The following is a 24,486-nucleotide window of genomic DNA, read 5'->3' as shown; positions in this document are numbered from 1 at the left end:
AGTCCTCATGACGCAGGCCCGTGGTAGTTACCGGAGGAGTGTCTTTTCTCTCGGTCAACGACAGGGACAGGAACCACACCGGGGTACGACAACGAGCACAGTGTCCTGGGACTGAGGTAGAGCAGGCTCGAAAATATGGTCACAACTGGCTAGGTAGAAGGACATGGCATGGATTCAGGAAAATACAACGTGATCAGGGCCGGGACCGGTTTCATCGCGGCGTTGGATCAAAGTGGGGGCAGTACCCCGAAAGCGCTGAAACTTTATGGGATCAATGAGGACGCCTACTCCAGTGAGGAGGAGATGTTTGAGCTGGTGCATAAGATGCGTCGGCGCATCATCACCAGCCCCAGCTTCGACTGTGACGAGATCCTGGGGGTGATTATGTTCGAGGACACCATGGACCGCGACATCGGGGGAATACCCACCGGGGAGTACCTGTGGAATGTCAAAGGCATGGTGCCGTTCCTCAAGATTGACAAGGGCCTGGCGGAAGAAACCGATGGGGCTCAGGTCATGAAGCCTCTCCCTGACTTAGATGACCTGCTTGCCCGTGCGGTCAGCAAGAAGATGTTCGGTACCAAAATGCGCTCGTTCATCAAGCTTCCCGGGCAGGGGGTGGACGCTGTCGTGGCGCAGCAGTTTGCGATCGCTCAGCAGATCCTCGGGTTCGGGCTGGTGCCCATTGTTGAGCCTGAGGTCGACATCCACAGTCCCCGCAAGACCGAGGTAGAAGACCAGCTCCGGGGGGGCCTGCGCACAGAGCTGGACCAGCTCAAGGAGGACCAGCTGGTTATCCTCAAACTGACGCTTCCGGACACGGATGACTTCTACCGCGAGTTCGTGGAACATCCGCGGGTGATCCGGGTGCTGGCACTATCGGGGGGCTACTCACGCGCGGAAGCGAATGCCCGCCTAGCACGCAACCGCGGGATGATCGCCAGTTTCTCCCGCGCCCTGACCGAAGGGCTCACCGTCACCCAGAATGACGTCGAATTCGACGCTGTCCTGGCGGAAACAATCGGTACCATCGCGGAAGCATCTCGCACCTGAGTGCGTCTTCGAAAGAAGGCGCGGTGCGTCTGATCACCTGGGCAAACGGCGGTGCCCGACCCGGATAGCTCATATCCGGGTCGGGCACCGCCGTGGGTGTCTGCTGCGTGAATCAGCTGGTGGGCGCAGGGGAGACAAAGTCCGCGCGTACCCCCAGGGCACGATCGGTGCGCTGGATGGATTCATCACCGTCTTCCACGGTGCCAGCCAGGGCACGGATCGCGTCGATGTTCTCGGGGACCACGATGGCCTGGTTATCGACCGTGTACGTCCAGTACAACTCATTGCCCTGCACGGTCAGGATGTCCTCCCAGATGGCGACCTCATACATATCACCTCGTGGCCTACCTAGATCTCGCATCAGTTCGACGGTGCTGTTGACCGCCACGATGCCATCGGAGCGTCGCACGAAAGCGATCCGCGGCATCGCCTTCAACGCCTCGAGAACCTCTGCTGCGTCTGCCGGACGGGTCAGCTCGATGGTCCAGAAATGCAGGTGGTTGTGGGTGTGTGCTCCCTTGGCCGCCATGGTCACCACATCCAGGTCGGGGACCACCGACTGGGCGTCCGGGCCCTGATGGCTGGGGATCCTGCCTTCGGGAACGATGGTGTTCATGATCCCCGAGTGATCGGATTCCCACGGATCGGTGGCCCGTCGGACGAGCACTCCGCGTGCTTTGGTCAGCAACCCAGCGTTTTTGAGTGCGGTCAGAGTGCGGACAGTTCCGGTGGTGTTGCAGGACACCACGCGGGTGGTGTCGCGTCCGAGCGTGGAACTGTAGTTGGCGTTGGCAACAAAAGAGTGACCGGTGAGACTGTGCTTCTCCCCGCCCTGGAACACGGACTTGACTCCATGCGTGCGGTAGAGGTCGAGGTTGCCGGCCCCGATTGTGGCCGGGGTGCAGTCCACCACGACGTCAGCGTTGTCGAGCAGGTCCGATAGGTTTCCGGCGACAGGATATCCGGCCTCGCTCATCTCCTGGTGGGCTTCTTCGGTGGAAGCATAAACCGGGATGCCCAGTGTGATGGCGGTGGCGACCCGGTAATCGGTGGTGACGTCGCTGACCCCGAGGAGTTCCATGTCCTCCTGGGCTCTCACCGCGTCGGCTACCCGTTTACCGATGACACCGTACCCGTTTACTGCAACCTTGATCTTAGTTGGCATATTCTTCGTCCTTCCCAGAAATCCTGGTGTGACCTGATGGTCGTATCGTCGTGCTTCTCATCTGGTGTGGTCAGGCACTGCCTTTGTTCAGAGCGCGTTGAGCATCTGCTCCATCTGGGTGATCTCGGCCTCCTGGTCTTCAATGACCTGTTCAGCCAGGGCGATGGCCTGCGGGTTTTGGCCGTCAGTGACCTCATCGCGGGCCATCTCGACAGCGCCCTCGTGGTGGGCGGTCATCTGCTCCAGGTAGAGCTGGGCCGCCTCAGTGCCCTGGGCGTCGTCGAGGGCTGCCATGTCCTGCTCGCTCATCATCCCGCTCATCCCGCCATGGTCCATCCCACCCATGTCACCGGTGACCGGCTCTTCTCCCCAGGCCTCGAGCATGGTGTTCATCCGGTCAATCTCGGGGCCCTGAGCGTCAATGACGCCCTCGGCGAATTCAGCGACCTCGGTCGGGATATCATCCTTGGCCAGGAGCATCTCGCTCATCTCCACGGCCTGCTGGTGATGCGGGATCATCATCTGCGCGAACATGATGTCGGCGTCATTGTGCTCGGCGGAGACCTCTCCAGCCGCCCCCGTCTCTGTTTCAGTACCTGTGGTGGCTCCGGTCGTCTCGGCGGTGTCGGGGGCTGATGTCGTGGCGATGGTCGTGGCGTCGGTGTTTTCTCCCTCGGTACCGTCTGCACAGGCGGACAAAACCAGGGTGGAGGCCACGGCGAGGGTGGCGAGGGTGATGGTGCGCTTCATGAGGTTCCCTTTCAGAAGATGTGCATGGGGGGAGTCGATGATGGAGTACATGTCAGTGGACGGTGGCCGCAGGGCTCAGGGCAGTGTGCTCATCCTTCCGGTCAGTGGGGGCCAGGTGGGCCGGATCCAGATCAATCCGACGCAGCAGCTGGGCGTTGAGGGCGACGATGATCGTGGACAGGGACATCAAGATGGCAGCGGCCGCCGGGGGAAGCAGAATACCGATGGGGGCGAGCACACCGGCGGCCAGCGGCACGGCCACGATGTTGTAACCGGTCGCCCAGACGAGGTTCTGGACCATTTTGCGGTAGCTGGCCCGCGAGAGCTCAATCATCGACAACACCGCCCGCGGATCGTCGCTGGCCAGGACCACCCCGGCGGATTCCATGGCCACATCGGTGCCGGCACCAATGGCGATGCCGACCTCGGCACGCGCCAGAGCGGGGGCGTCGTTGACGCCGTCACCGACCATGGCCACGCTCAGGCCACGGTCCTGCAGCTGCGTGACCTTGGTGTCCTTGTCCTGGGGCAGGACCTCGGCAAAGACCTCGTCAATCCCCAGGTCCCTGCCCACTGCCTGGGCGACCTGTTGGGCGTCGCCAGTAATCATCGCGACCTTGATGCCATGGCGCTGCAGGGCGCGCACTGCGGCACGGGATTCGGGGCGGACCTTGTCCTCGACCGCCACGGCACCGATGATCTCTCCGTCACGGACGACATGGAGGACACCGGCCCCACGCCCGGTCCAGGAGCTGGTGGTGTCGGTGATCTCACCCGGTGGGGTGAGGCCGAACTCGCGCAGCATGTTCGGCCCACCGACGACAATGTCGGAGCCGTTCACCCGGGCACGCACCCCCCGGCCGGAGGCCGCAGTGAAGTTCTCGCCGCGCATGTGCTGGCGGGAGGCCTCGGGGTGTGCGGCGGCGGCTGCGACGATGGCACGGGCCACGGGGTGCTCACTGTCGGCCTCCGCAGCAGCCGCCAGCGCCAGCAGCTCGCCCTCGGTGACGGCGTCAGCTGCTACGACACCGGTGACCGCGTGCGCGCCTTCGGTCAGGGTGCCGGTCTTGTCGAAGAGCACCACATCGATGGTGCGCATGCGCTCCAGGGCCAACCGGTCCTTGATGAGGACGCCGGATTTCGCGGCCCGCTCGGTGGAGATCGCGATGACCAGGGGGATGGCCAGGCCCAGGGCATGCGGGCAGGCGATGATCAGCACCGTCACCGCGCGCACGACGGCATCGTCTGGGCTACCCAGCACGGTCCACACCACTGCGGTGATCAGGGCAACGATGAGGGCGAACCAGAACAGGAAGGCTGCGGCGCGGTCGGCCAGGGCTTGTGCCCGGGAGGAGGATTCCTGGGCGTCGGCGACCATGCGCTGGATCCCGGCCAGGGCGGTGTCCCCGCCGGTGGCCTCGACGCGCACGCGGACGGTGTTGTCGGTGGCGACGGTACCCGCGACCACCTTGTCACCGGTGTCGCGGAAGACGGGTCGGGATTCGCCGGTGATCATCGCCTCATCGAATTCGGCCGCACCATCAATGATGGTTCCGTCGGCCGGCACCCGGGCACCGGCCCGCACGAGCACGACATCGTCGACGGTGAGCTCTGAGATGGCGACGGTGCGGGTGGTCCCGTCTTCCACTTTTTCGGCCTCATCCGGCAGGAGTGCGGCCAGGGCGTCGAGTGCTGAGGAGGCCGCTCCGAGGGCGCGCATCTCCAGCCAGTGGCCCAGCAGCATGATGGTCACCAGCAGGGCCAGCTCCCACCAGAAATCCAGGTGGAATCCGCCAATCTCCAGGGTGGTGACCCAGGAGGCGAGGAATGCGACGGTAATGGCCATGGCGATCAGCAGCATCATGCCCGGCTGGCGGGATTTCAGCTCGGTCATTGCACCCTTGAGGAAGGGGCTGCCGCCGTAGACGAAGATGATCGTGCCCAGGACCGGAGGAATCCAGTAGGCTCCCGGAATCTCCGGAATACTGTATCCCAGTAGATCGGCGAACATCGGGCTGAAAAACACCACCGGCACCGACAGGATCAGCGACCACCAGAAGTATTTTCTGAACATCGCGGTGCTGTGACCGGCGTGTTCGCCGTGACTGTGGACCTGGTGCTCCTCATCCAGGGCCGAGTGCGGGTGCTCGTGCGGCATCGCCTGGCCGTGGGTGTCGGTATCCGCATGGTGCTCGTGACCGGCCTGTTCGGTGAGGTTGGTGTGCCCCGCTTCCGGGGCGGGGTGATCACCGTGGTGATCACCGTGATGGTGGGGAGTGTTCATGACATTCCTTCCGTTCAACCCGGTCAGGGTTGAGCTGGTGGATGGACCAATCAGGGAATGACGCTGTAGCCGGCTGCTGCAATGGCGTCCTTGACCACCTGCGGGGAGGCGGCACCAGTGACGGTGACGGTGGAGACACCACCGGCGGCAAGGTCAATCTGAACGTCGTCGACCTGGGGCAGCGCACGGACAGCCTTGGTGACGCTGCTGATGCAGTGACCGCAGGTCATGCCGGTGACCTGGTAGACGGTGGGAACATCGGGGCCTGCGTTGGTTTTCGTGGCGGCAGGGGCGGAGGAGGTTTTCACGGAAGGCGTAGAGGGGGCAGAGGGTGCGCAGCACCCACAGCCGTCGGAGGCCATCGGCAGCAAGGGGGGAGTCGGGGTGGTCATCGGATCGCTCCTTCGGATCGGTGAATCGGGCAAGGTCTCGCCTTTCACTATATACCCCTATGGGGTATATTTCGAGGGGTAGTGAGAATCGTTGTCTCATCGGGACGGTCGGCGCTCATCAGTGCGGTTCTTTCCGGGAGCAGCGGAAGAGCGATGGTGAAGATCGATCCGGCACCAGGTCCGGAAGAGGTAGCGGTGAGTGTCCCGCCGTGAGCTTCCACCAGCGCCCGGGAGATGGTCAGGCCGATACCGGAACCGCCGTTGTCCCGGCCGCGGGCGGTGTCCCCGCGGTAGAACCGCTCGAAGATGTGCCCCAGTTGGTCTGCAGTCATCCCGTCCCCGGTGTCGGTGACCTTGATGAGGACACTGTCGGCCCCTCGGCGGGCGGCACCGATGGTGACCTGACCGCCGGGCGGGGTGTGGCGCAGTGCGTTGGTCAGCAGGTTGCCCATGACCTGGCCGAAGCGTTGAGGGTCGACGACCACCCTGGCCGTGCCTGTGGCAGCCTCGACCTGCAGCCCGACGCCCTTATCGACGTAGGATTCCTGAGCTGCTGCTGCGGTGGCGTGGAGGAGCTGGCTGAGGTCTTCCTCGGTCACATCCAGGTCCATCTGATTTTCCTGGGCCCGGGAGACATCATCGATGTCCTCAACCAGGCGGGTCAGACGAGTGAGCTGCTCCGCCATGACCGTGTGGGTAGCGAGGTCCCAGTCCACCACGCCGTCTTCTAGACCGTCGAGGTAGACCGACAGCACGGAGACCGGGGTGCGCATCTCATGCGCTAGATCCGAGAGCATCTGTCGTCGCAGGTCCTCGGTGTGTTCGAGGCGATCAGCCATGGTGTTGAAGGCCTGGGCCAAGGTGGTGACCTCGGGTCCGGCATCCCCGGCAGGAACCCGCACGCGGTAGTTGCCGGCAGCGACGGAGGTGGCCGCCCGGGTCAGGCTCTGCAAGGGCGTGCGCAGTCGGCGCGAGAGCCACAGGCTGGCGATCAGCGCGCAGATCAGGGCGGTCGGCAGCGCCACGGCCAGGGTGATCAGGTTGGCGTCCCGGTAGGCCTGCTCGGCGTGGAACAACTCCAGGGAGGGGTCAGGCTGGCCGGTCATCAACATATGATCGTGAAACACCGGTGGGCCCACCAGGGAGGCCACCGCCCCGGCCACGAGCAGGCTGATCGCCACGACCAGCACCTGGGCAGCGAGGAAGCGCAACGTCAGGCTGGTTTCGGTTTTCATGCCCGCCCCATCCGGTAGCCGACCCCACGGACGGTCTCGATGAAGCCCCGCCCCTTTGAGTCAGTGCCGAGCTTGCGGCGGAGGTTGCCGATGTGGACGTCGATGATGCGTTCATCCCCGACCCAGGAGGTGTCCCAGACATCGGTGACCAGTTCGTGGCGGGACAGGACCTGGCCGCGGCGCAGTGCGAGGACGGCCAGCAGTTCACACTCGGTGCGGGTCAGATCAACGAGTACATCGCCGACCCGTGCCTCATGGGCGATGGGATCGATGACCAGCTCGCCGACCGTCAGCGGGGTAGCCATGGTGGTGGCCCGGGGCCGGCGTAGGACGGCATGGATGCGGGTGACCAGTTCTCGGATGCTGAACGGTTTGGTGATGTAGTCATCGGCCCCCGCCGTCAGGCCGGTGATCTTGTCGTCCTCACTGCCGCGCGCGGTGAGCATGAGGATGTAGCAGTCAGAGAAGGCGCGGATCTGTCGACAGACTTGAAGGCCGTCCATCCCGGGCAGGCCGAGATCCAGCACGATGACATCTGGGGTGAAACGGCGGGCCTCCTCCAGCGCCTGGGGTCCGGTGTGGGCCTGGGTGACGGTAAATCCGGCGCGTTCGAGATAGGTGGCCACCATCTCGGCCAGGGGTTTTTCATCGTCGACGACCAGGACCCGGCCAGCGGGACGATTTTCCGCCGTTGTGTGGGAAACCATGGGTGCCAGTATCACCCCAGGGCGGGTGGAATGAGGTGCTTCTGAGCGGTTATGGACGAAATCTTCATCAAGTCTTCAAAAACTTCGGTGCTCCCCCCATCGATCACCTGATCAAGAACCGGGAGTATTCACGCTCCGCTGTCCCGGAGAAAAGTATTACCACCAGGTGATTGTCATCTGTGCAGGTAGTCAACACGGGAGCCAGGGGACAATCGAAACGGGGTGAAAACGCTTCCGTTGCGGTGAGCTAGGCCACTGCCCAAGCTCCCTCAAAGAGGATGTCAGCGCTGCTAGAAGACATTTTTATTTCAGGGGAGAGGTGTCAGGGTGCTAAAAAGTCATAGCATCAACCCCAGGTTGCATGCCACCCTGACCCGAGGAGATTGACGTGAAACGAGCAGCGATCGTGGCCCCCGCCCTCGCCCTTGTCCTGGCCGGATGTTCCACCCCCATCTCGGAACCCGCCGCCGGGGATGTGTCCTCAGAGGAGTTCCTCGCCGCCCACGACCTGGCCGGCATGGACGCCGCCGGGGCCATCGATCATCTTGACCAGATGGCTGTTGCTGACCGTCCCACTGACCTGATCGCCTCGGTACGCACCGACGAGCTACTGCTCACCGACGATCATCAGGAAGTCGTCCTCGACCTGCCGGAGGACCTGACGTACGTGTCGATCGCTCCGTATGTGAACCAGACGCATGACTGCTTCTACCACAGCCTGACCACCTGTCTCGGCGAGCTGGGCAACGAGCCCATCCAGGTCACCATCACCGATGGGACGAGTGGCGAGGTCCTGGTGGATGAGGAGACGACCACCTTCGACAACGGATTCGTCGGCTTCTGGCTCCCCGATGAGGCCACCGGCACCATCGAAGTCACCCATCAGGGACGCACCGGTACCACCGAGTTCTCCACCACCGACGACGGCGTCACCTGCGTCACGGACCTGCGCCTGACCTGACGGACTGGCCCTGTGCTCTGCCCGATTCTTTCCCCCTGTGTCACTCCGACCCTCCCCAAGGACGTTTGAACCATGACGAATAATTTTTCCCGGCGACAGCTTCTGCTCGGTGGACTCATGCTCGCCGGGACCGGTGCCCTGGCCGCCTGCGGGGGAAATAATGCCCCTGCTGCCTCCGGTTCCTCCTCATCGGCTGGCCCGTATCCGACGCCGAGGAACCTGGCGCAGCCCGCGGTGCGCAAAAAGCTGACTGCCCGACCCATGTCGATCGATATCGGGGGCATCGAGGCGCAGACCTGGGGGTATAGCGCCGATACCGGTGAACCCGCCATCGAAACCACCGTTGGGGACGTCCTCCAGGTCGACATCACCAATGACCTGCCCGAGTCCACCTCCATCCACTGGCACGGGATTGCCCTGCATCACGCGGCCGACGGGGTTCCGGGGATGACCCAATCTCCCATTGAACCGGGGGAGACGTTTCGCTACCTCTTTGAAACCCCGCATGGGGGTACCTACTTCTACCATTCCCACAGTGGCCTGCAGCTCGACCGCGGACTGCACGCTCCGTTGATCGTCCGCGATCCCGAAGACGCGGACGACCAGGACGTCGAATGGACCATCGTGCTCGACGACTGGGTTGACGGTATCGATGGCAGCACCCCCGAGGACCAGCTGCACATGCTGACGGGGATGGGCATGGGCGACCACGGGGACATGGACATGGGTGACCATGGCGGGATGGATATGGGTGGTGACGGGGGCATGATGGCCCACGGCACCCCCGACCCGGCTCTGGGTGGAGATGCTGGTGATGTCATGTATCCGCACTATCTCATCAACGGGCGCATCCCTAGGGCGCACCGCACGTTCCACGCCCGGCCGGGGGATAAAGCCCGCCTCCGGTTCATCAACGCAGGTGGTGACACCATCTTCAAGGTGGCTCTCGGTGGGCACCGCCTGACTGTCACCCATGTCGACGGTTTCCCTGTCCGCCCCCGCGACATTGAATCGTTCTACCTCTCGATGGGCGAGCGCGTGGACGTGGAGGTGGTGCTGGGCGATGGGGCGTTCCCGCTGACTGCTCTGGCCGCCGGCAAGGACGACCGGGCCTTCGCCGTGGTCCGGACCTCCGGGGGCCGGGTCCCCGCCCCAGAGACCACCTTCCCTGAGCTCAACGCTGCCGGTACCTTCCTCACCTCCTTCGAACCTGCAGACCGGGCACTTGTGCCGGAGGGCAAACCAGACCGAGAAGTCAGCATTGACCTGAGCGGGCAGATGATGCCGTATGAATGGGGCATTCTCACCGACGGCCAATCCTCCCCGGGCACCGTCCGGGAGGGCCAGCGCCTGCGGATGATCATGCGCAACAGGACCATGATGCCCCACCCCATGCACATCCACGGCCACACCTGGTCGCTGCCCGGCAGCGGCGGGTTGCGCAAGGACACCGTCCTTCTCCTTCACGGCGAAACCGTGATCGCTGATCTGATTGCTAACAACCCTGGTGAGTGGGCGTTTCACTGCCACAACGCCTACCACATGGAAACCGGGATGATGAGCTCGCTTCGCTACGAGTAAGCCCACAGCATGAGTGATCGCCGGGATGGTCAGGGTCACTGCCGACCGCCCACCCCGGGCAGCCAGGTGACCTGCGTCGGTGTGGTGGTTTTGTCCTGGACAAGCAGAACACCGACCCCTTTCCATCCCGTCCCGTACTAAGGAGATCTCATCCATGTCGAGCACGTTCCGCAGGGCCGCGACCGCGGCTGCCGCGGTGCTCACCGCCCTGACCCTGGTGGCCTGTTCCTCGGGCGATGGTGCCCGAAACGCCGTGGCCGTCGGGGGCACCTTCCAGTTCCACTCACCAGGAGGCCAGACCGAAATCCTCTACGAGGAGGAAGAACGCGCCCCGCTGCCGGACTTCTCCGGCCCCTCCCTGATGGCGGAGGATGAGGAGATCAGCCTGTCTGATTTTGCAGGTGAGATCGTTGTCCTCAACGCCTGGGGCCAGTGGTGTGCACCCTGTCGGGCGGAAGTCGATGACCTGCAGCTTGTCCAGGAGACTCTCGAACCCCTCGGGGGCACGGTGCTGGGCATCAACGTCCGCGACTATAACCAGACCATCGCCCAGGACTTCGTCACCGATAATGGCGTGACCTACCCCTCGATCTACGACCCACCGTTCCGCAGCGCCGCGGCACTCGGCGGGGTGCCGACCTCGGTCATCCCGACCACCATCGTCCTGGACCGAAGCCACCGCCCAGCCGCGGTCTTCCTCCGCGAGGTCACCGCCGATGACATCCTCGATGTCGCCCTGCCGCTGGCCGAGGAGGCACCCGCATCATGACCGTTGATGTGATGGCGCAGCTGGCGATCGGCCAGCAGTTCGCCGACGCCGCGGCCAGCGGGCCGCTGATGATCGGCATCCTGGCTGCGGCAGCGGCCGGTCTGATCTCGTTTGCCTCCCCGTGCGTGGTACCCCTGGTGCCCGGGTACATGTCGTATCTGGCCAGTGTGGTCGGCGGGGAGGTTGACTACGACGCCCAGCGGGGTGCGGTGGTCACCAAACGCCAGTGGGCGGTAGCCGGTGCGGCCGGGTTGTTCATCCTCGGCTTCACGATCGTCTTTGTGCTGGCCACCGTCACTGTCTTCGGGGCGATCAGCCTGCTTACCCTCAACGCCGAGATTCTCATGCGCATCGGCGGGGTGATCACCATTCTCATGGGCCTGGCGTTCATGGGCATGGTGCCCGCCCTGCAACGCGACACCCGGATGGCCCCGAAGAAATGGTCCACCTGGTTGGGTGCCCCGCTGCTGGGGGGAGTCTTCGCCTTGGGGTGGACGCCGTGCCTGGGGCCCACCCTGGCGGCGATCATCTCCGTGTCCGCCGGCACCGAGGGCATGACCGCTGTGCGCGGGGTCATCCTCATCATCGGCTACTGCCTGGGACTGGGCCTGCCGTTTCTTCTCATGGCCTTTGGCTCGGCCCGGGCCATGCGCACGGTTGGTTGGCTGCGCCGTCATTCCCGGAAGATCCAGATGTTCGGCGGGGTGCTCATGATCCTCGTGGGCATTGCCCTGGCCAGCGGGGCGTGGGCGTATTTCATCAACTTCGTGCGCCAGTGGACCGTCGAATACGGCGCCACCTTGATCTAGCACCTGGCCGCTCACCTCACCGGCCCCCGACTGACATCCCTACCCCGCAGCCACCACCCCCTGGGACCGGCCGCGGACTGGAAAAGGAACACCATGACCCCCCTGATGCGCACCGTAGGAACGTATCCGAAGAAAGCCTGGCACTGGCTGACCAGCATGCGCACCGCCCTGGTATTGCTGTTCGTCCTGGCGATCGCCGCGATCCCCGGCACCGTCTTGCCCCAGCGCAGCCTCAACGCGGGCAACGTCGCCGACTATATTGCCGACAACGGCCGACTCGCCGAGATCTACGACCAACTACAACTGTTCGACGTCTTCGAATCCACCTGGTTCAACGCCATTTTCATGCTGTTGACCCTCTCCCTGATCGGCTGCATCCTGCCTAGGTCCTGGGAGCACTATAAGGCGATGAAAACCCCGCCGACGCGCGCACCGAAGCGACTGGAGCGCCTGCCGCTGCACGCCACGGGCACCGTCGACAAGCCGATGGACCAGCTCACCCGTGACGCCCGGGGGCTGCTCAAGCGGTGGAAAGTCGCTGAGTACACCCCGGATAAGGATAGGGCCGGGGTGTTTTCCCTGGCCGCCGAACGCGGGCACATCCGCGAGCTGGCCAACCTGATCTTCCACCTGTCCCTGGTGGGCATGCTCGTCACCATCGCTGCCGGCCGGATGGTCTACTACGAGGGCATGGTCATCATCGTCACCGAATCCGGCAACTACGAGACCCCGCCGATCGAGCAGAGCACCGAGTTCTGCAACACCTCCACCGCCAACTTCGACTCCTTCCGGGCTGGTCCGACCTTTGACGGCACAGGATTGACCACGTTTTGCTTCGACGCGCATGACTTCTCTGCTGACTACCTGCCCAACGGGCAGGCAGAGATGTTCACCTCCAATATCTCCTATGCCATCGGCGAGGACATCCTCAAGCCCAAGGAGGAGTGGACCGACTACCAGCTGCAGGTCAACCACCCCCTGCGGGTGGCAGGCGACCGCATCTACCTCATGGGCCACGGCTTTGCCCCGACTTTCACCGTCACCTGGCCCAATGGAGAATCCCGCACGCAGACCCTGCAGTTCGGCCCGGAGGATCCGGTCTTCTTCCTGTCCTCTGGAGCCATGCGGTTTGACCCGCCGGCCGGCATGTACCCCGACATCTATGACCGTCGCCAGAACCAGATCGCCCTGGAAGGCCTCTTTGCCCCCACCGCCGAGTGGGGCGGGGACAACGGTCAACTATTGACCTCCGCGTTTCCAGCGATGCGCGACCCGGCGGTGGCCATTGACATCTACCGCGGTGATGCGGGCCTGGACACCGGACGCTCCCAGTCGATCTTCGAACTCGACCCCACCTTGATCGCCACCGGACAGTTGCAGAAGATCGAACGGGTCAACCTCCTGCAGGGCGATGAGGTGACCCTGGATGACGGGACGACCGTCACCTTCGACGGGGCCAGCGAATTCGCCAACTTCCAGATCAGCCACGACCCGTTCCAACCCTGGGTGCTGGCGACCACCGTGATCATGCTCGCCTCCCTGATCGGCTCACTGGTCATCAAGCGCCGACGGATCTGGATCCGTCTGCGACCTTCCGCCGACGGGAGCTCCACGTTCGTGGAGATGGGTGGCCTGGCCCGCACCGACCGTGCTGGCTGGGGTGGGGAGTTCGACAGGCTCCACCGTGCACTGCTCGGCCTGCCCGATCCGGACGACATCGATGAGGAGGCAGAGGAGAACATCCCCGTGCTGGTCACGACCCCCCGTCAGTAACACCCGCCCTTTAAGCGATAAGGACTTCATCCATTGATGCCTGTTAATCAGACTCTGTCCGTCTTCTCCGACACCGCCTTCCAGACCGCGTTCGTGATCTACCTGCTTGCCCTGGTGCTCTCCCTCGTGCACTACGTGAAGATGCAGGGGGTCATCGATGCCCGACGGGCACGCGAAGACATCCCACACCCCGAATATGCCGCCGTGGGTGCCGGTGACAGCCCCGCTGACCTCAGTGACCGCTCAACGGGGGACGTCGCCGAGGCCGACCCCCTGATCCCCGATGAACATCTCGCTGCCCAGGAGGCTTCCGCCCATAAATTCGGCGGCATGACCCAGATGCTGGTCTGGTTGGGGGCAGTGGTCCACCTGATGTCGGTGGTCCTGCGGGGCTTAGCCACTGATCGCTTCCCGCTGGGCAACATGTACGAGTACATCTCCATGATCTGTGTGCTGGCGGTCATGGCCGCAGCCCTGGCCATTCAACGCCGCGAATGGCGCAGCATGTGGCCCTGGCTGCTGGTCCCCGTCCTCGTCCTGCTGTTCTTCGCTGGCACCAGCCTCTACTCCGACTCCGCCCCGGTGGTGCCTGCCCTGCAGTCCTACTGGTTGCCCGTCCATGTCTCCACCGTGTCTCTGGGCGCGGCGATCGGCATCGTGTCGGGTATCGCCTCCCTGCTCTACCTACTGCGCATCTGGCAACCTAAGGGCGCGGAGCGAGGCTTCTTCGGGGCTGTGGCCAAGCCGCTGCCGAGTGCAAAGAAGCTCGATGCCCTGGCCTACAAGTCCGCCATCATCACGCTGCCGGTGCTGGGTCTGGGCATCGTCCTGGGTGCTATCTGGGCGGAAGCCGCCTGGGGCCGGTTCTGGGGGTGGGACCCGAAGGAGACCGCATCCTTTATCTCCTGGGTGCTCTATGCCGCCTACTTGCACGCCCGGGCCACGGCCGGGTGGCGTGATCACAAGGCCGCGTGGATCAATATTCTGGCCTTGGCCACGATGATCTTCAACCTGTTTTTCGTCAACCTGGTGGTCTCTGGTCTGCATTCCTACGCTGGCCTGAACTAAATCCGGCTTCATCAGCAGTCGGGTGGACACCTTCAGAGACGCGGAAAAGCATTGAAAGTTGCGGTGGATGGCTGGAAGGATTGTTCCTGTTCACGGCTCATCAGCGGTCCAGAAAAGATCGTGCTCTCCGGTGAGACCTGGTACTGCAGTGGGTACGAGGACGTCCCGGATTTCCCGGGAGATAGCGGGTACTAACGGACGTAGATTGGCCAGCCATTCCGCGCTCATGGTGGGGGCCGCGGTCGCGTGGTGGCTGGCGCTGCCCCCACGGGGTTGGTGGGTGCTGTTCCCGGTAGGTGTGGCTATATTCATATTGGCGCTGGCAGGTCAACCCCTCCGCAACCGTCTGTGGCTCGGTGTGCTGGGCGGGGTGGTCCACTACGCTCTTGCTCTGCGTTGGCTCACCGACTTTAATACTGCCGGATACGTTGCTGTTGTTGCCATCCAGACGCTGTTATTAATGCTGGTTGCCGCGGTATCTTCTAGCGAGCCAGCTTTTCGCCGTCGCTGGCCTGTCTGGTGGCTGCTCACCCCTGCTGCCCTGGTGATGCTGGAAGCGGTGCAACACCGGTTCCCATTCGGTGGTTTTCCGCTTCCTGCTTTCGGATACAGCCAGGCCGACGGTCCGTTTATGGCTGCAGCACCCCTGGGTGGGACTCTCCTGGCGACCGCGCTGGCTGCAGTTACCGGGGCCGTAGTTGCCGCTGTCATTCTCGAGCCGCAACGAGCCCGTGGCCTATCCGTAGTCGCAATTGTTGTGGTACTCGCTGTCCCGGGGTTCGCGCCGGCGATCGTCGATGATGCGGTAGAAGACACCCTGAAGGTCGTCCTCGTGCAGGGTGGTGGACCCCGCGGGCTTCGCGCGGTCAATACCGATCCGTTTGATACCACCCGCCGGCATTTACAAGCTGCCGGAGACATCACTGGGGACCCTGATCTGGTTCTGCTGCCCGAAAACGTCGCCAATGTCGACGAGACGGTCGATGGGACGGTTGTTGATGCATCTTTTGCCGAGCTGGCCCGCCAGCTCGACACGAACGTCGTGGTCGGTATTACCGAGTCCGACGGTGAGCATTTCCGGAACGCATCCATATTATGGGGACCAGACGGCACCCGGTCGGGACGCTATGAGAAGCACCACCGTGTGCCATTCGGCGAGTATCTCCCCATGCGCAACCTGATTGAACGACTCAGTGACGACGCACGGTTCATCCCCCGCGACGCCGTTATCGGCGAGGGCCCGGCGGTGCTCGATCCCAGCGAGGCACCACGACTGGGGATCGTCATTTCTTATGAGGTGTTCTTCGCCGACCGGGTTGCCGACGCCGTCCGCAATGGTGGGCAGCTGCTGCTCGCCCCGACTAACGCCGCATCATTTGTGACCGAGGAAGTACCCGCCATTGAAGTGGCCGCGTCCCGGATGCGTGCCAGCGAGTTTGGCCGCACAGTTCTCCAGGCTGCCCCCACCGGGTACTCGGCCATCATCCAGCCCGACGGAACAGTGTCACAACTCAGTGACTTGAGCACAAGCGAACTACTGACGGCAACTGTTCCACTTCATACTGGCTTGACGCCGTACGCGCGAATGGGGGATACGCCCATGTTGGTTCTCGCGTTATTGGCTCTTGCGTGGCCGCTGGTTTCTGATCTCGTCAACTGGCTCAGGAGAAGACGGGGTCATGGAGGTATCTCCTCAAGGCAGATTCCGTCACCACCTTTCTACGTCGACGAGACGCTCGCCCTTGCTGCGTCTGACGAACCCGCATGATGGCAGCTTGAGGGACTAGTCTGACGTCCCTGGAGAGGCTGTGGAGCCCGGACAGTGGCCATGAAACAACCCGGCAATGATAGCCCTGGGGACAAGATCATTCCCCGATAATGGGGCAAAGCCCGGTACTGCCGAGCTCCTCCACTGGAGGCCGGAGAAAAACTGAGTACACCCCGAAGACATTCCCTGCGTTGCTCTATCGAGCGAGTGGCGGCATGCTTTTGCGACAGGTCCAAAAGAAGGACCGACGCTCGGACCTCCGCGGGGATACCACCGGTCACAGGGGCAGAAGCCGGAAGCTGGTGGTCATGACCACACCCATCACTGTCTCGTCACCGGCAGCAGCTAAAGCAATACGCGCATCGATCGTGCCTTGTATCGGTGGGCGGTTTTCTGGAGCCGTGACGTCAACGGCCAGCGCTATGCCCGGGGATCAACCCGAAGATTCCCCCTGAGCCTCCAGCAGTGTGAAGATCAACAGTCCCCGCAACTCTCCCGGGGCGAGCATTCAGACCGGCCCACAGTCAGCGATGACCTGGACCGTGTCTATCATCCAGACCCCGGAGTGGGCTGGGGACTAAGGACGGGTGTTCTCGGGGGGGAGGTTAGAAGGTGATGCCGTGCTCGGCGAACCACGGGGTCGGGTCGACAGCGCCGCTGCCGGTGGGGTAGAGCTCAAAATGCAGGTGGGACCCGGTGGAAAATCCTCGGTTACCCATGCCGGCGATCTTCTGGCCGGCGGTGACCTTCTCACCGACGCTGACGTCGAGGGTTTCCATGTGGCCGTAGACAGCAATGGAGCCATCGTCGTGCTGGATGCGGATCCACTGGCCGAAACCGGAGGCCGGACCGGAGTCAATGACGGTGCCTCCCATGGCTGCGAGAATGGGGGTGCCCACCGCGTTGGCGATGTCAATACCTTGGTGCAGACTTCCCCAGCGCATACCGAAATCCGAGGTGAAGATGCCCTCGGCCGGCTTGACCACGGAGGGCGCACGGGCGGCACGGTCAGCCTCGGTACGTTCGACGGCGTATTCCACCGCCTTGTCCAACTGCTCGTCGACGTTGGCTACCGGCTTATACTCCGGGATCGCCAAGATCTGCGGTGCCACCTGCGTCGCATCGAAGGACAAGGCGGCGTCATTGGCGGCCAGCTCTACATCGACGGTGGTGACCTCCGAAGACGCCGGGGCCTCATCCTGGGCCTGCAGCGTGGCGGCAGTAGCCCCACCGATCCCGGCCGAGGAGACCGCGCTGGCGGCCACGGCCACCAGTGCCACGCGCCCCTTGGTCTGCGAGGTGGTGATCTTGCGATGTTTTCCTCGGGGAGCCCGCTGAGCCGTCAGTCGCATTGAATCTTCTTCCGTCGTTTCCCTATGCGGGATTGTGATCATGGCGTTATCGTTCCGAGATGACAATAGCGCTTCAATTGCAGATGCCCCACCCCGACAACCCCTCTGTCCGCGCATTCCCCAGGGAAAACACGCGGGCCCTGACCCTCAGCGGGCACGAGTTTCCACTCCCCGCGACACGTGCACGAGCCTGGCGACCGGGCTTCCGCACCCGGAGACAACCCCAGGTGACACTCGGAAATGGCTGGTCACAGCCCGCAGAGGGCGGGCCCATCCCCAGGGAAGTAGGGGCAGGTATTGGGGCCGCCCCTCCAGCGCCACAGCCGCGGGATGGAGAATGGATTTCTTCATGAAATCTTCATGGTTCAACCCCCGAGTCCCGCCGGGAGGCCCCTAGGGTCGAGAGTGTGGTCAAGCTGGCTCGACCGGCTTTTCCGGATCGACGCGAGATAGGGAGCACAGCATGACCCATCACGCACGCACCATGCCGGACACCACCCGAAAGACCTGAGCCCGAGCGACAAGGAGACACTGACCGGAAGGCATCACAGCGTGTTTCGAGTGCACCCAGACCCTGCACTTGCCCTGATTGCCCACCTCCTTGATTTATACCCCCCATGGGTATAAATTGGAGGATAGTCGAAGGGGTGCCCCAGCACTGACGCCACTTCGCCACCTCCGGCCCCACCCCCCTGAAAGGACATTCACATGGCAACCGTCACCAAGAACTACATGGTCAAAGGTATGACCTGCGGACACTGCAAGTCTTCCGTCGAGGAAGAGATCCGCGAGGTGGCAGGCGTGAACTCCGTGGAAGCGAACCCCGGCACCGGCCGCGTGGAGGTAACCGGAGAGAACTTCACTGACGAGGATGTCACCGCCGCCATCAAGGAGGCCGGCTACACCCTCAAGCCCTAGTTCCCACCCCCAGGGCCCGGCCGCCGCACTGCGTCACAGCGGGGCCGGGCCCGTTTTCATCCACAGATTCGCGGACATCACCCACCCTTGCTTTATACCCCCCAGGGGTATATGGTTAGGGTTATGGAAGGCGGGGATTGCCGCCCGCACCGGACAATAATTACCGATGCACTCTCCCTGAGGACTGATAAGTGATGACCCAGACTCAACCAGCGGTCGACCTGCTCCAGGTCGACCTCGGCGTGACCGGCATGACGTGCACCTCGTGTTCGTCGCGGGTGGAACGCAAACTCAACAAGCTTGACGGTGTGGAGGCGACCGTCAACTTCGCCACCGAATCGGCCTCCGTGCGCTATGACCCGGCGAAAGTCGACCCTGACCACCTCATCGAGACCGTTAAGACCACCGGTTACGGTGCCTTCACCATGTCAGGTGCCACGGACGATGGCGGCGCCAGTACGGACGACGCCGCGACAGTGGCTTCGGGTTCCAGCGGTGCCCAGAGTCAGGTCGACACCGCCCGCGAGCATGAGGCCGCTGACCTGAAGAAGCGCCTGATCATCTCCGCACTGCTCACGGTGCCAATCGTCCTGCTGAGTATGATTCCTGCATTGCAGTTCACCAACTGGCAGTGGGCTGTCCTTACCATGACCACCCCGGTGTTTTTCTGGGGTGGCGCCCCCTTCCACCGGGCTACCCTGGTTAACCTGCGCCACGGCGCAACCACCATGGACACGCTCATCACGCTCGGCACAGGGGCGGCCTACCTGTGGTCGTTGTGGGCTCTGTTCATTGGTAATGCCGGCCATCCTGGCATGACGATGGAGATTCACCTGCTGCCGACGAACTCCACCATGGACGAGATCTATCTGGAGACCGCGGCAGTGGTGATCTCCTTCCTGCTGCTGGGTCGCTGGTTTGAGACCAAGGCCAAGGGCCAGTCCTCCGCGGCGCTGCGCAAGCTACTCGACATGGGTGCCAAGGACGCCGCGGTCATCCGCGACGGCGCGGAGGTCCGCGTCCCGGTGGGCCAGCTCAAGATTGGTGATGTCTTCGTCGTCCGCCCGGGTGAGAAGATTGCCACCGACGGTCGTGTCACTGAGGGATCCTCGGCCGTGGATGAATCCATGCTCACCGGTGAGTCCGTGCCGGTGGAGGTCACCGCAGGTTCCAAGGTCACCGGTGCCACCCTGAATACTTCAGGGCGGTTGCTGGTGGAGGTCACCCGCACCGGTGCCGACACCACGCTGTCGCAGATGGCCAAGCTAGTCACCGAGGCCCAGGCGAAGAAGGCCCCGGTGCAGCGCCTGGTCGACCGGATCTCTGCGGTCTTCGTGCCCGTGGTCATCGTCATCTCGATCCTCACGCTGTTGACCCACGTCTTCCTCCTCGACGCCGGACTGGCGACGGCCTTCACCGCCGCGGTCGCGGTGCTGATCATCGCCTGCCCGTGTGCCCTGGGTCTGGCCACCCCGACCGCCCTGCTGGTGGGTACGGGCCGTGGTGCAGAACTGGGTCTACTGATCAAGGGCCCCGAGGTGCTGGAGTCGACCAAGAAGGTGGACACCATTGTCATGGACAAGACCGGCACCGTGACCACCGGCGTCATGTCTGTCACGGGCGTCACCGTTGCCGACGGATTTGACCGTAACGATGTTCTGACCAAGGCCGCCGCCGTCGAGTTCGCCTCCGAACACCCCATCGCCCAAGCCATCGCCCGGGAAGGCGGACGCACCCAAACCCTGCCCGAGGTGACCGACTTCGCCAACACCGCCGGCCGGGGAGTCACCGGCACGGTGGAAGGCCACAGTGTGACCGTCGGACGCCCCGCCGGTGAACTGACCGGCCCCCTGCAGGGTGCCTTCACTCACGCCCAAACCCTGGGTGGTACCCCGGTGGTCGTCCAGATCAACGGCCGCAACGCCGGGGTGATCACCGTGCGTGACACCGCCAAGCCGACCTCCGCCGCCGCGGTGGCCGGCCTGAAGGAGCTGGGTCTGACCCCGATGCTGCTCACCGGTGACAACGCCGGGGCCGCGCAAGCCGTGGCGGCCGAGGTCGGCATCGACCCGGCCCACGTCATCGCCGAGGTCATGCCGGAGGACAAGGTCCGGGTCATCGAGAGGCTGCAGAAGCAGGGCAAGAATGTCGCCATGGTCGGCGACGGCATCAACGACGCCGCCGCACTCGCCCAGGCTGACCTGGGCCTGGCTATGGGGGCGGGCACCGATGTGGCCATCGAGGCCTCTGACATCACCCTGATGAACAGCGACCTGCGCTCCGCGGTCGACGCGATCCGGCTGTCACGCCGCACACTCGGCACCATCAAAGGCAACCTGTTCTGGGCCTTCGCCTACAACGTTGCCCTCATTCCGGTGGCCGCCATCGGCCTGCTCAACCCCATCCTCGCCGGTATCGCGATGGCATTTTCCTCCGTGTTTGTCGTGTCCAACTCCCTGCGACTGCGTGGTTTCACGTCCAGTCACGGTGCGACAGCCCCCGCATCAAACACGACTGAGGCCAGCCCCCGACAGCCGGTCAATGCCTAATCCACCTTCCCTCACGCCTGCCATCCTGATCGAACTTCTCACTAACCCCACGACTTACCAGCCGGCCCCTTTTTAGCAAGGAGACCCCCATGAATGCCCTCACCCCTGATCAGACCGTCCCTAGTGACGAAGCGGCAGGCACCTGCCATACCACTCACGGCTACATCAACGATAAGGACCGCTACCTTGCCCGCCTCAAGCGCATCGAGGGCCAAGTCCGGGGCATACACCGCATGGTCGACGAGGAGCAGTACTGCATCGATATCCTCACCCAGGTCTCCGCGGTCAACTCCGCCCTGCGCAATGTCGCCCTGGGCCTGCTCGATGACCACATGAGGCACTGCGTGCGCGATGCCGCCCAGTCGGGAGGCGAGGCTGCAGACGCGAAATTTCAGGAAGTCACCGATGCCATCGCCCGCTTCGCCCGCTCCTAACCGAACGAACAAACTAGCTCACGAACCCCCGCATATCAGGGTGGCCCGCAGATCCGTGGATTCAGCGGAGAAGGTGGCGCGTCCCCGGTGACCGTCGCAACAGTTTTCGCCGCGAGACGGCAGAACACGCACGGCTGCGTGGGGCGCGAGGCGAACCCGGACCTTGACGGCCTGGGCACGGCGCATTCAGCGAACAGATCTTCGCCCCTGAGAAAGGAGTGAGATCTAGGGACAGTCAATGCGCATCACTGCCCGCCAGGGGTTCGACGTGGATGAAGGTCTCTGTCCCGGGCAGAGCCGCGGCGATGGCGTCCTCGAGATCGTGGGCCAGCTCGTGGGTCATATTCACGCTCCAGTCACCGGGGACCGCCATCACCACGAAAGCATGTCGGTGACGGCCTGACTGTACGGTCCGCGCGGATGGAAATGCCACGCCGCATTCCTCCCGGAAGTCAGCCAGGGCCGCATTGAGGGTGGTCAGCTCCTCCTCGGGGAGGGACCGGCTGAGCAGGTTGCTCAGTGGGCTGCGCAGCAGACGGTAGCCGGTGAACAAGATGTTGGCGCCGACCAGCAGGGCGATGATCGGGTCAAACCACAGCCAGCCGGTCAGCCAGACAGCGGCGATCCCGACGAGCACGCCGACTGAGGTCCACACATCCGTCATCAGGTGCTGGCCATCGGCCTGGAGGGTGACCGAGCGGTGCCTTTTACCCATCCGGATCAACACCATCCCAACGATGAGGTTGATGACGGGGGCGGCCGTGGTCAGAACCAGACCGATCCCGACCTCTTCCAGGGGTGCGGGGCCAGCAGTCGTTGCCCTGAGGTCCAGATGATCAGCACCGCCGCGAGGAGGATCATGGCACCTTCGACCAGTGCGGAGAAGTACTCGGCTTTCCCGTGGCCGAAGTTGTGGTTGGCATCCGCGGGACGGGCGGCGACAGTCAAGGCGATGACTGCAATGACCGCCGTCACGAGGTTGACCACCGATTCCAGAGCGTCGGATAAGAAGCCCACGGACCCGGTGACGGAGGCCGCAATCATCTTCAATCCGATGGTCACCACCGCCGCCGCCACGGAGAGATACATGAACCGGATGAGCAGCAGGTAGTCATTGTGATGATTACTGCCGAGAGACTTCATGGATGTCAGATCCTTCCAGGGGCTACCGCCTGGTTGTGATGGACGGGTGCGTGGGGGTGGGTCGGGGGTTCGGGCCCCAGGCCACGACGGCCCAGACTGTCCCGAGCAGTCCGAGGCCGGCCAGGATGAGTGCGGTGACGGACAGCCCCAGCCAGGCCCCGAGGGCTCCCGCGGCAGGATAGGTGAGCAGGAAACAGGCGTGGGACAGGGAGAACTGGGCGGCGAAGACCGCCGGACGGTTGTCCTCGGTGCTGGCACGGCGCAGCAGACGGGCCGACGGGGTGAGAACCAGGGAGGTCGCTGCCCCGAGCGCCAACCAGACGAGGAGCAGTCCCGCCCACTGTCCCGGGCCGGTGGGCAAAGCGATCGCAGCGGCGACTGACACGAGGCCCACCGGCAGGAGGATGGCCCCGGGGAGCATCACTGGCCGCTCATCAGCCACCTGGTCCAGGAGCCAAGGGACGACCAGGGCGATGATCATGGATCCGGCCCCGTAGGCGGCCAGCAGCAGCGCGACATCGGCCTCCGAACGCTGCAGATACCCCTGGACCAGAACGACGGTATTGACGATCACCATGGCGCTGGCGGCCGCCACGACCAGGTTCATGGCCAACAGACTGCGTAGCTGTGGGGTGCGCCAGAAAATTCGGGCCCCCAGCGTCAACCGGTCCATGAAGGGGACGGGCTCGGTCGGAGGCACAGCCGGGAAACGGGTGACCAGCACCAGCACAGTGGAGGTGAGAAACCCCAGGGCGGTGCCCAGGAAGAGATTGTTGTAGACCATCACCGTCAGCAGCGCCGCCGCGATCACCGGACTGAGCAGGGACTCGAGGTCATAGGCCAGCCGGGACAGCGACAAGGCACGGGTGTAGTGGCGTTCATCAGGCAGCACCTCAGGGATGACTGCCTGGAAGGCCGGAGTGAACGTCGCGGAGGCGGACTGCAGGATGAAGATCAGCACGTAGATCTGCCAGGCCTGATCCACCATCGGCAGGGCCAGGGCCACCACCATGCGCAGCAGGTCAGAGCTCACCAGCACCGGCTTGCGGCGCAGGCGGGCGGTCAGCGCGGACATGACCGGGGAGACGGTGACGTAGGCGATCATCTTGATGGTCAGCGCGGTACCGAGCACTACTCCGGCGTTGCCGCCGGCAATATCGAAGGCCAGCAGACCCAGGGCCACGGTCAGCAGCCCGGTGCCCACCAGGGCGATGATCTGGGCGGAAAACAGTTTCGCGTAGGAGGGGTTACGCAGTACCTCGATCATGATCCGGCCTGATCGCTGAGCCTGGTGGCCGGTGCCGGAAAACTCTGCCGGTGGTGGTGGGGTTCGGCTTCCACGGCGTGCTCGGCCTGGAAGATCGCATCGGTCACCAGTTGGCGGGCATGTTCATTGGCCAGGCGGTAGAACACCCGCTTGCCCTCCTGGCGGGTGGCCACCATCCTCGCCAGACGTAACTTGGCCAGATGCTGGGAAACCGCCGCCGGGGACTTGGCCACGATCTCGGCAAGCTCACCGACAGATAGTTCCGTCTCCTGCAGGGCCAGGATGATGCGCACCCGGGTCGGGTCGGCCAGCATGGCAAACATTTCCACGGCCAGCTCCACGTAGTCACTGTCCGCGGCGACACTCGGATGATCACCTGCATTCATATGCATATGATTTCATGATCTGGGAGGCAGGGCAAGGGTTTAACGACTCTTTACGATTTGGAGGGCGTGGCTGACTATGGGGCTGGATCCGGTGTGGCACACAAGGCTGACCACCTGGTGGC

General features: G+C 63.7%; 20 protein-coding genes and 1 pseudogene. 11 read left to right on the top strand and 10 right to left on the bottom strand.

The window, feature by feature from the left end; all coding sequences use genetic code 11:
- Window positions 1-168: 168 nt before the first annotated feature.
- The gene (locus tag CETAM_RS13650; RefSeq protein ID WP_156229585.1) at window positions 169-1,053 is read left to right on the top strand and encodes a fructose bisphosphate aldolase; all 885 of its coding nucleotides are present in this window, start codon (window positions 169-171) and stop codon (window positions 1,051-1,053) included.
- Between the two features lie 112 nt (window positions 1,054-1,165).
- On the opposite strand, the gene CETAM_RS13645 is transcribed toward CETAM_RS13650, so the two are convergent.
- The 6 genes from CETAM_RS13645 to CETAM_RS13620 form a co-directional block, all read right to left on the bottom strand.
- Window positions 1,166-2,218: a type II glyceraldehyde-3-phosphate dehydrogenase gene (locus CETAM_RS13645; RefSeq protein WP_126121919.1), complete on the bottom strand. Its 1,053-nt coding sequence runs from the start codon at window positions 2,216-2,218 to the stop codon at window positions 1,166-1,168.
- A gap of 87 nt (window positions 2,219-2,305) precedes the next feature.
- Window positions 2,306-2,968 carry a DUF305 domain-containing protein gene (locus CETAM_RS13640; RefSeq protein ID WP_156229584.1) on the bottom strand — a complete coding sequence of 221 codons (663 nt, stop codon included), beginning with the start codon at window positions 2,966-2,968 and terminating at the stop codon, window positions 2,306-2,308.
- Window positions 2,969-3,020: 52 nt separating this feature from the next.
- Complete coding sequence (locus CETAM_RS13635; RefSeq protein WP_156229583.1) at window positions 3,021-5,252, bottom strand: copper-translocating P-type ATPase; 2,232 nt, start codon at window positions 5,250-5,252, stop codon at window positions 3,021-3,023.
- A gap of 50 nt (window positions 5,253-5,302) precedes the next feature.
- Window positions 5,303-5,644: a heavy-metal-associated domain-containing protein gene (locus CETAM_RS13630; protein WP_156229582.1), complete on the bottom strand. Its 342-nt coding sequence runs from the start codon at window positions 5,642-5,644 to the stop codon at window positions 5,303-5,305.
- 47 nt (window positions 5,645-5,691) lie between these two features.
- On the bottom strand, window positions 5,692-6,879 hold the full coding sequence (locus CETAM_RS13625; RefSeq protein ID WP_156229581.1) for a sensor histidine kinase: 1,188 nt from the start codon (window positions 6,877-6,879) through the stop codon (window positions 5,692-5,694).
- Window positions 6,876-7,586 carry a response regulator transcription factor gene (locus CETAM_RS13620; RefSeq protein WP_156229580.1) on the bottom strand — a complete coding sequence of 237 codons (711 nt, stop codon included), beginning with the start codon at window positions 7,584-7,586 and terminating at the stop codon, window positions 6,876-6,878. The genes CETAM_RS13625 and CETAM_RS13620 overlap by 4 nt, the downstream gene beginning before the upstream one ends.
- A 388-nt stretch (window positions 7,587-7,974) precedes the next feature.
- On the opposite strand from CETAM_RS13620, the gene CETAM_RS13615 reads away from it, so the two are divergent.
- The 7 genes from CETAM_RS13615 to lnt all read left to right on the top strand — a co-directional run bounded on the left by CETAM_RS13615 (window position 7,975) and on the right by lnt (window position 16,315).
- A complete protein-coding gene (locus CETAM_RS13615; RefSeq protein WP_131386732.1) occupies window positions 7,975-8,547 on the top strand; it encodes a CueP family metal-binding protein in 573 nt (190 codons plus the stop codon).
- Window positions 8,548-8,619: 72 nt separating this feature from the next.
- Window positions 8,620-10,128, top strand: a complete 1,509-nt coding sequence (locus tag CETAM_RS13610; protein WP_156229579.1) for a multicopper oxidase family protein — start codon at window positions 8,620-8,622, stop codon at window positions 10,126-10,128.
- A 154-nt stretch (window positions 10,129-10,282) separates the two neighbouring features.
- Entirely contained in the window at window positions 10,283-10,897 is a 615-nt protein-coding gene (locus tag CETAM_RS13605) for a TlpA family protein disulfide reductase (RefSeq protein WP_156229578.1), read from the top strand.
- Window positions 10,894-11,706, top strand: coding sequence for a cytochrome c biogenesis CcdA family protein (locus tag CETAM_RS13600; protein ID WP_156229577.1), 813 nt, complete (start codon window positions 10,894-10,896; stop codon window positions 11,704-11,706). Before CETAM_RS13605 ends, CETAM_RS13600 begins: the two co-directional genes overlap by 4 nt.
- A gap of 93 nt (window positions 11,707-11,799) precedes the next feature.
- Window positions 11,800-13,479 carry a cytochrome c biogenesis protein ResB gene (gene resB / locus CETAM_RS13595; RefSeq protein WP_156229576.1) on the top strand — a complete coding sequence of 560 codons (1,680 nt, stop codon included), beginning with the start codon at window positions 11,800-11,802 and terminating at the stop codon, window positions 13,477-13,479.
- 36 nt (window positions 13,480-13,515) lie between these two features.
- Window positions 13,516-14,547 (top strand): c-type cytochrome biogenesis protein CcsB, encoded by a 1,032-nt coding sequence (ccsB, locus tag CETAM_RS13590; protein WP_156229575.1) that lies wholly within the window; start codon window positions 13,516-13,518, stop codon window positions 14,545-14,547.
- A 226-nt stretch (window positions 14,548-14,773) separates the two neighbouring features.
- Complete coding sequence (gene lnt, locus CETAM_RS13585) at window positions 14,774-16,315, top strand: apolipoprotein N-acyltransferase (protein WP_156229590.1); 1,542 nt, start codon at window positions 14,774-14,776, stop codon at window positions 16,313-16,315.
- 605 nt (window positions 16,316-16,920) lie between these two features.
- On the opposite strand, the gene CETAM_RS13580 is transcribed toward lnt, so the two are convergent.
- Window positions 16,921-17,667, bottom strand: coding sequence for a M23 family metallopeptidase (locus tag CETAM_RS13580; RefSeq protein WP_156229574.1), 747 nt, complete (start codon window positions 17,665-17,667; stop codon window positions 16,921-16,923).
- 708 nt (window positions 17,668-18,375) lie between these two features.
- Here CETAM_RS13580 and CETAM_RS13575 point away from each other — a divergent pair.
- From CETAM_RS13575 to CETAM_RS13565, 3 genes are all read left to right on the top strand, one after another.
- On the top strand, window positions 18,376-18,585 hold the full coding sequence (locus CETAM_RS13575) for a heavy-metal-associated domain-containing protein (RefSeq protein ID WP_156229573.1): 210 nt from the start codon (window positions 18,376-18,378) through the stop codon (window positions 18,583-18,585).
- A 194-nt stretch (window positions 18,586-18,779) separates the two neighbouring features.
- Window positions 18,780-21,134 carry a heavy metal translocating P-type ATPase gene (locus CETAM_RS13570; RefSeq protein WP_156229572.1) on the top strand — a complete coding sequence of 785 codons (2,355 nt, stop codon included), beginning with the start codon at window positions 18,780-18,782 and terminating at the stop codon, window positions 21,132-21,134.
- 89 nt (window positions 21,135-21,223) lie between these two features.
- Entirely contained in the window at window positions 21,224-21,568 is a 345-nt protein-coding gene (locus CETAM_RS13565) for a metal-sensitive transcriptional regulator (protein WP_126122024.1), read from the top strand.
- 235 nt (window positions 21,569-21,803) lie between these two features.
- Here CETAM_RS13565 and CETAM_RS13560 read toward each other — a convergent pair.
- The 3 genes and pseudogenes from CETAM_RS13560 to CETAM_RS13550 form a co-directional block, all read right to left on the bottom strand.
- A pseudogene (locus CETAM_RS13560) lies at window positions 21,804-22,711 on the bottom strand (cation diffusion facilitator family transporter).
- A 22-nt stretch (window positions 22,712-22,733) separates the two neighbouring features.
- A complete protein-coding gene (locus CETAM_RS13555) occupies window positions 22,734-23,978 on the bottom strand; it encodes an MFS transporter (RefSeq protein WP_156229571.1) in 1,245 nt (414 codons plus the stop codon).
- Complete coding sequence (locus tag CETAM_RS13550) at window positions 23,975-24,370, bottom strand: ArsR/SmtB family transcription factor (RefSeq protein WP_407923979.1); 396 nt, start codon at window positions 24,368-24,370, stop codon at window positions 23,975-23,977. The genes CETAM_RS13555 and CETAM_RS13550 overlap by 4 nt, the downstream gene beginning before the upstream one ends.
- Between the last annotated feature and the right edge of the window lie 116 nt (window positions 24,371-24,486).

Origin of the sequence: Corynebacterium comes, assembly GCF_009734405.1 — a bacterium.
In the GTDB taxonomy this organism is placed as follows: Bacteria; Actinomycetota; Actinomycetes; order Mycobacteriales; family Mycobacteriaceae; genus Corynebacterium; species Corynebacterium comes.
Note: the sequence above shows the minus strand (reverse complement) of the source record. Positions and strands in the feature narration are given on the sequence as shown.